This window comes from Candidatus Planktophila sp. (genome assembly GCF_040402315.1).
Lineage (GTDB): Bacteria > Actinomycetota > Actinomycetes > Nanopelagicales > Nanopelagicaceae > Planktophila.
In genome coordinates this window covers 1-4,944 of sequence record NZ_JBBAMU010000042.1, presented here as the reverse complement: position 1 = coordinate 4,944, position 4,944 = coordinate 1, and the positions used below count along the sequence as shown (strand labels likewise).

8 protein-coding genes are annotated in these 4,944 nt (G+C 49.2%); 4 read left to right on the top strand and 4 right to left on the bottom strand.

Annotated features, from left to right (window positions below; genetic code table 11):
• Both AC9UEP_RS05625 and AC9UEP_RS05620 read right to left on the bottom strand, forming a co-directional pair.
• On the bottom strand, positions 1-200 hold a 200-nt coding region (locus AC9UEP_RS05625; protein WP_509544933.1), incomplete at its 3' end, for a lycopene cyclase domain-containing protein.
• Complete coding sequence (locus tag AC9UEP_RS05620; RefSeq protein ID WP_223298175.1) at positions 197-532, bottom strand: lycopene cyclase domain-containing protein; 336 nt, start codon at positions 530-532, stop codon at positions 197-199. The genes AC9UEP_RS05625 and AC9UEP_RS05620, both read right to left, overlap by 4 nt.
• A 49-nt stretch (positions 533-581) precedes the next feature.
• Here AC9UEP_RS05620 and AC9UEP_RS05615 point away from each other — a divergent pair, with 49 nt between their 5' ends.
• Both AC9UEP_RS05615 and AC9UEP_RS05610 read left to right on the top strand, forming a co-directional pair.
• Positions 582-1,532 (top strand): Brp/Blh family beta-carotene 15,15'-dioxygenase, encoded by a 951-nt coding sequence (locus tag AC9UEP_RS05615; protein ID WP_509544930.1) that lies wholly within the window; start codon positions 582-584, stop codon positions 1,530-1,532.
• A gap of 25 nt (positions 1,533-1,557) precedes the next feature.
• Positions 1,558-2,139, top strand: a complete 582-nt coding sequence (locus AC9UEP_RS05610) for a M23 family metallopeptidase (RefSeq protein WP_509544927.1) — start codon at positions 1,558-1,560, stop codon at positions 2,137-2,139.
• 66 nt (positions 2,140-2,205) lie between these two features.
• On the opposite strand, the gene AC9UEP_RS05605 is transcribed toward AC9UEP_RS05610, so the two are convergent.
• Positions 2,206-2,409 (bottom strand): cold-shock protein, encoded by a 204-nt coding sequence (locus AC9UEP_RS05605; RefSeq protein ID WP_017955223.1) that lies wholly within the window; start codon positions 2,407-2,409, stop codon positions 2,206-2,208.
• Positions 2,410-2,732: 323 nt separating this feature from the next.
• Between AC9UEP_RS05605 and AC9UEP_RS05600 the strand changes: the two genes are divergently transcribed.
• Complete coding sequence (locus AC9UEP_RS05600) at positions 2,733-3,218, top strand: DUF3145 family protein (RefSeq protein ID WP_509544922.1); 486 nt, start codon at positions 2,733-2,735, stop codon at positions 3,216-3,218.
• Between the two features lie 7 nt (positions 3,219-3,225).
• Positions 3,226-3,984 carry an SIMPL domain-containing protein gene (locus tag AC9UEP_RS05595; RefSeq protein WP_509544919.1) on the top strand — a complete coding sequence of 253 codons (759 nt, stop codon included), beginning with the start codon at positions 3,226-3,228 and terminating at the stop codon, positions 3,982-3,984.
• A 3-nt stretch (positions 3,985-3,987) separates the two neighbouring features.
• Here AC9UEP_RS05595 and AC9UEP_RS05590 read toward each other — a convergent pair.
• Positions 3,988-4,944, bottom strand: a 957-nt coding sequence (locus AC9UEP_RS05590; RefSeq protein ID WP_509544916.1) for a carboxyl transferase domain-containing protein, incomplete at its 5' end; no start/stop codon positions are given.

The following is a 4,944-nucleotide window of genomic DNA, read 5'->3' as shown; positions in this document are numbered from 1 at the left end:
CGAAGCCCCACAATTGAATCAGGGTTATACATCACGATATTTCTTGAGGTGAGCCACCAATTTGTCAGAAACTGGAATGGCAAGATGATTGCATAAGAGGTCCAGAATGCTGGGCGCGTGAGCATGGAAGTTTTAAAGAGAAAGAGGTCTGCCATAACCGCTATGGCAAAGGCGGTAATTGCGATATCAGAGTAAATCATTCGCCGAACTCATCTTTTCGCCAGTGTGGTTTAACGGTGGTGACGCCCTCAATGGTAAAGATAGCTGCCATCGGAATCACCATAAAGAAAATGTATTCCTCTAACGGAATACTAAACGGGCCGTAGATTCCTAACATTTGCTCCCGATCGAAGAACCAATGACCTTGTGCGATTGCATAGGCATCCCAAGCAAGAAAAAAAATACTGATAGGCAGAACACTTATTGCAACTCGCTTGATGCGACGCAAGACGCCGGTCTTCAAATAGATTTCCAGCCAGGCCGAGCCGCAGAAGGTAAATATGAGCATCGCCATATAAGACCACTGTTTCATGCTCGCATTTTTGCATATAAGTCTCTGAAAAATTGCTAATGTGCTCGTCATGGTAGAGACAAAATTACGGCTCTTTAGCCGGGTCCGTACTCTCTCCAGCGCGGTGGTTGCCATCGCTACCGTGCTCTCACTTCTCTTCTCGCAGTGGCTCGGAGCTGACTCACTGGGCTGGCAGTTAGTTCTGGCAACAATCGCACTGGCTATCGGTATTCCACATGGCGCCCTAGATCACCTGGTGACACTTCCCAAGGCGGCACCTATTCGGATGGTGTTATTCATCATTCTTTACGTCGCCATCGCGCTGCTCGCTATTTATGCAATCCTGCGATGGAACGTCTGGGGATTCATCTTTGTTGTCATCATGAGTGCCACCCACTTTGGAATTGGAGATGCAGCATTCTTGAGCGAGAAAGATTCACTCGATGGCAGTTCGCCAATACCGGCCTGGATGTATGCCCCGGCTGCCGGCTTACTTCCGGTTGCTATCCCACTGGTCAATAGCCGCAGCACTGATGCGCTGGAAAAAGTTAACCCAGCTCTAATCAATTGGCACAACGGTTTCACCACTGAAATTCTGATTTTAGTAGCCGTAGTTACAACGCTCTCACTCTTAGCGCTTTTACAACGCAAACGGTATCGAGATGCACTCGACATTCTGCTTTTAGCCGCCCTTGCCTCATTCGCACCACCGCTTGTGGCATTTGCCGTCTACTTTGGTTGTTGGCATGCAATGCGCCATACCGCTCGCCTTACCTCACTCTTACCTAATTCAGAGAGTGCATACTTACGAGGTCGCCCTGGCCAGGCGTTTGCGGCCGCTGTAATTCCAGGGCTGCCGGCGCTGGCTGGAACTTTCATCTTTGTCATTGTCTTAGCTGGCTTCTCACAACAAGATCTTTCTGATGAGTTCTTATGGTTGACCTTGGTCACAATCTGGGCGCTAACAGTTCCTCACATGATAGTCACAGCTAGGTTAGACCGCGCCGCACTGAAGAAATAAGTTTCACTTAGTTACTCTTGCCCACATGCTTAAGAAAACTCTTGTTGTGCTCTTACTTGTTAGCGCTGCGCCTTCGGCATATGCGGCGCCCGTGTATGTCTTTCCAGTGGCAAATTGCGAAGTGAACTATGCCAGAGCACATCACGACTATGCCGCAACAGATATCTTGGCTAAGGCGGGCTGCAAGTTTGTGGCTCCCATTAATGGTGTTGTAGATGAAGTTAATCGGGTAGATACCTGGAAGAGTCCACCCAATCTAGGAATCACGCGGGGCGGACTATCTGTTTCCATTATTGGTGAAGATGGTGTTCGTTACTACGGTTCACATCTGCGATCTATCCCGGCAAGCATTCAACCAGGAGTTGCGGTAATTGCCGGGCGCATACTCGGAGCAATTGGAGCTACCGGAAGTGCGCGCGGCACATCGCCACATCTTCACTTTGGAATTTCCTGGCCAACACCGCCAGATACTTGGTGGGTGCGACGCGGGGAAGTATTACCCTGGAAATATTTAGATGCATGGAAGAACGGAAAAGATTTATCTCCCGCAAAAGCTGTCGCTGCGCTGAAAGCGAAAGTTGGCGAGATACCGCCGATGCCTAAATAGTAATTATTTTGGGAAAAAAATAAGGCCCGCACGATTTCTCGAAACGGGCCTTACTTATAAGTGAATTTAGTTAGCGTTCACTGCATCTGCCTGAGGACCCTTAGGACCCTGGACAACCTCGAATGACACTGACTGACCCTCTTCAAGGGACTTGTAACCGTTTCCTTGGATTGCTGAGTAGTGAACGAAAACATCTTGTCCGCCACCATCAACTGCAATGAAACCGAAACCCTTTTCAGAGTTGAACCACTTAACTGTACCTGTTGCCATATTTTTTACTATTCCTTCGATATGTGTAGGTGTTCGAGAATTCCTCGACCACCAGTCTTCGTCTTGCGTTCAGCCATACCGAGTAAAGAAGTAAATCTAACAACGGGTACTGATTAAAGCGTCCGACTAGGGAGAAGCGTACCGGCAATACATGGGTATTCCTATTCCGTAAACAGCTCATATCAACCCAGATCACGCTCAAAAAATGGCTGGGGATTCACAAAGTCAGTCAAAAGTTGTATAAATGAGGTACTCAACTACCAAAGAGTAAGCGTTTGTGGATCGGGGAAGGTCGCACAAGGCAGCCTTGGTAGGAGTTTCATATGCACGACAAACGCTATGCCGGATTGATTACCATCCACTCGGCGCCATCACCCCTGCGCCAACATATTGAGTGGGGGCTGAATGCAATTCTTGGCATCACACACGAATACTCATGGCGTGATCAACCACTAGCAACCGGCACCTTGCGCACCATCATTGAATATCGCGCTCCACTTGGAACTGCTGCAAAAATTACAACAGCGCTCAAGAACTGGCATTACCTGCGTTTTGAGGTGCAGGAATTTTGTAGCCAAGGCGCTGAGTTCTTTCGCTTCACCCCAGAACTAGGTATTCATCGCGCCTTCACCGATGGAACTGGTTCGATACTGATTTGCGAAAATGTTATCCGTAAGTCACTTGCCAGCTTCGATGATGTAGAAATTCGTGAGAATTTAGAGGCAGCACTCGGAAGTGCATGGGAATTAGCGCTAGAGCCAATGCGCGGGGTAGATCTTCAGGAAGTTCACAGACTCAGAGCTATATAATTAACTTATGACTTCACAAGCACCCATGACTTCCATCGAACGTCGCCGATCAATTCTCTATATTGCTATTGCGCTCATTCTTGCAATCGCAGTCGGCGGGGGACTTGTGAAAGTCGGAGCGGGTTTTGCAGCACGAAGTGCAAATGGCATCACAGTCACTGGCTCTGCTAAGACATCTGCTACCGCCGATAATGCTGTCTGGACACTAAATGTTTCACTCACTCGTCCAACTGTTTCTGAGGCAGTGACCAAGGTGGGCAATGATGTCGCGGCGGTGAGCAAGTACCTCACAGATGGTGGAGTTCCTGCGGCCGCACTCACACTTGGCTCCGTCTCAACCTATGCCAATGAAGAGTATGCAAATGGAAATAACACCGGAAAGATTCTTAACTACCGCGCTTCCCGCGATGTCGTTGTTCGCTCTAAAGATGTTGATCTCATCGCTAAGTTAGCTCAAGGCATTGGCACAATTCTGCAAGCCGGAGTAGCAGTCAATAATTACGGACCGCAGTACTACCTCTCTACTCTCCCGGCCTTGCGCCCTCAGCTATTGGAAGAAGCGATGAAAGATGCCAAGATCCGCGCGCAAGCAATTACAAAAGCGGTTGGCGGAAGAGTTGGTGCGGTGCAAGCTGTGCGCTCTGGAGTATTTCAGGTGACAACGCCAGATTCAACAATGACGCAAGATACTGGGGCATATGACACATCCAGTATTGAAAAGACTGTTACATCTACCGTCTCAGTTACCTTCGACGTTAAGAAGTAGCCCTTAGAGCGGAATGTTGCCGTGAGATCCTCGGCGATATTCACTTTCACCTAAAACTTTAGCTATTGCACTCCGTGTTTTATCAGGCTCAATCATTTCATCGACCGCCCCAATTTCAATGGCGCGTGCAACACCGCCTGAAACCTTTTCGTGCTCTGCGGCTAGCTCTAGCTCCATACCTTCACGTTGTGATTCCGGAAGATCTGCCAATAATCTGCGATGTAGTACGCGCACTGCCGCAACTGCGCCCATCACTGAAACTTCTGCTTGTGGCCAAGCAAATACTCGAGTGGCACCCAGTGACTTTGAATTCATGGCAACGAAAGCTCCGCCATATGCCTTGCGAGTAATCACAGTGACACGGGGAACCACAGATTCAGCAAATGCATGCAATAACTTGGCGCCACGTCGTACGGCGCCTTCCCACTCTTGTCCTACACCTGGCAAGAAGCCGGTGACATCTGCGATGACAATCAGTGGAATACCAAATGCATCACAGGTGCGCACAAACCGTGCCGCTTTCTCTCCTGCGGCTGAATCCAGCACGCCACCAATGACTTGTGGGTTATTTGCGATCACACCCACTGTGCGCCCACCGAGTCGGCCAAGGACAGTTGTCATGTTCTGCGCCCACATATCAAGCAGCTCTAGTTTCTCGCCATCGAGATCGAGAATTGCATCAACCAACGGATGAACTTCATAAACTCGCTTCTGCGACTCTGGTACTAAGTGGGCTAGTGCAACATCTACCACCGTTGCCGACATCAGACCTTGATTGGCAAAGAGTGCGACTAAATCTTGAATCTCACTGAAGGCAATATCTTCGGTGGGGGCAATAACGTGAGCAACACCAGAGTTCTTACTATGTGCTTCCGGGCCACCGAGTAGCGCCATATCCACAACATCGCCGGTAACAGATTTAACGACATCGGGACCAGTGACAAAGATGCGACCTTCTGG

Coding starts and splice junctions, on each gene's coding strand:
- AC9UEP_RS05620 (WP_223298175.1), bottom strand. CDS start 532: ATGAAACAGTGGTCTTATATGGCGATGCTCATATTTACCTTCTGCGGC.
- AC9UEP_RS05605 (WP_017955223.1), bottom strand. CDS start 2,409: ATGGCAACAGGTACAGTTAAGTGGTTCAACTCTGAAAAGGGTTTCGGT.
- AC9UEP_RS05610 (WP_509544927.1), top strand. CDS start 1,558: ATGCTTAAGAAAACTCTTGTTGTGCTCTTACTTGTTAGCGCTGCGCCT.
- AC9UEP_RS05615 (WP_509544930.1), top strand. CDS start 582: ATGGTAGAGACAAAATTACGGCTCTTTAGCCGGGTCCGTACTCTCTCC.
- AC9UEP_RS05600 (WP_509544922.1), top strand. CDS start 2,733: ATGCACGACAAACGCTATGCCGGATTGATTACCATCCACTCGGCGCCA.
- AC9UEP_RS05595 (WP_509544919.1), top strand. CDS start 3,226: ATGACTTCACAAGCACCCATGACTTCCATCGAACGTCGCCGATCAATT.